Source organism: Dokdonella sp. (genome assembly GCF_049593775.1).
In the GTDB taxonomy this organism is placed as follows: Bacteria; Pseudomonadota; Gammaproteobacteria; order Xanthomonadales; family Rhodanobacteraceae; genus Dokdonella.
Genome location: NZ_JBAWHJ010000193.1, coordinates 1 through 1,560 on the forward strand (window position 1 = coordinate 1; position 1,560 = coordinate 1,560).

General features: G+C 62.9%; 1 protein-coding gene. It reads left to right on the forward strand.

From position 1 onward, the window contains the following. Positions 1-22: 22 nt before the first annotated feature. The coding region (locus WBP53_RS06760) for a serine/threonine protein kinase (RefSeq protein ID WP_423927220.1) at positions 23-1,560 on the forward strand (1,538 nt) is incomplete at its 3' end.

The window sequence follows — 1,560 nt, forward strand, 5'->3', positions numbered from 1 at the left end:
CCTGACGTCTGACGGATCGGCCATGGGTACGCCGGGCTACATGGCGCCCGAGCAGGTGCGTGGTGAGAAGACGCTCGATCCGCGTTGCGATGTCTATGCACTGGGCGTGCTGCTGTTCCGCCTGCTCGCGGGTCGTCTGCCGTTGCCTGCTGACACTGCTGCACAGATGATGCTGAATACGGCCACGCGGGATGCGCCGCGCCTGGACCGCATCGTCGAAAATCTGCCTGCCGGCGTGGCGGCGATCACCGCGCAATGTCTTGAGCGCGACGCACGCTACCGCTACCCGAATGCCTCCGCTCTCGCGGTTGAACTGAGGTCCGCGCTGGCTGACGGCAATGTGAATTCGCGTGCCCTTGGCGTGCGCCGGCGTGGACAGCGTTTCCTGCGGCGAAACCCGGGGCTTGTCGCGTTGGGTGCTGCGGCGATGATCGTGCTGATGCTGCTCGGCGCAGCGAGCGGCTGGCAGCATTTCCAGGCCAACAAGCGCGCTCAGCGTGCGGAAAGCGTGGCACGTGAACTCGGTCAGCTCGGTGAGCGTTTCGAGGCGCGCGTCAAACTCGTACATGCACAGCCGCTGCGTGACATCAGCCCGCAGTTGCGCGAGTTGAACGGCTGGCTTGATGGCGAGCTCGCTGCCATGGCGCCGGAACGCGATCCCTTGCTGGAGCGTGCACGTGACTATGCGCTGGGTCGCGCGAACCTTGCCCTGGGACATTCAGCAGAGGCCCTGCCAATGCTGCAACGTGCCTGGGAGGCTGGCATCCGCAATTCGACACTGGCATTGCGCCTGGCCCAGGCGCATTTTGCCGTGCAGGCACAGGAGGCCGCTGAATCACGCGATCTGGCTGACGCGGAACAACGATTGAAAGTGCTGGCCGAGATCGAGTCGCGACACAATGAAGCGGCAAGGTCCTATCTGGATGCCATCGAATTCACGGATCCACAAGATGCAGTTCTCGCGAATGGTATCCGCCGCTACCTCGATGGCGATCTCGATGCGGCAGTGGAAACCTTGCACAATCAGGATAATCCGCGCGTCGCCTGGCCCGTGCCGGGCCTGATGCTTGCGGCCGATCTGCAGTTCAAGGCGGCACTGGTTGCCGAAGCGCAAAACGACAACGAACTTGCTACCAGGTTGTGTGATTCTGCGCGCACGGATTTCATTCGCGTCACCGAGATCGCGCGCAGTCAGCAGGAAGCATGGCAGGGCGTGTGCAGCACCAGCGAAATCCTGCTTGCACTGGCCTGGAGCGGAGATCTCGGCGAGGCCGAAATCGTCAACGAACTGGCGAAGGAGAATTTCGGCCAGTGCATGACCGTCGCCAGGGTCGATCCGACCCGGGTTGATGCCCTGGTCAAGGCGGGTGGTTCCCTGAGCTGGGCCTCCGGGATGATGGTCAACCGCAGTGAAAACCCGATAGAGCTCAGCAACGAAATCCGCAAGCTGGCCAATCTCGCACTGGCTGCCGATCCGCAGTCGGCGGGCGCTCATCGACTGCTCGGCTACGCGAGTCTCAACGATGCAGCCTACGACTCCTGGATCGCGAACAAGCCGAA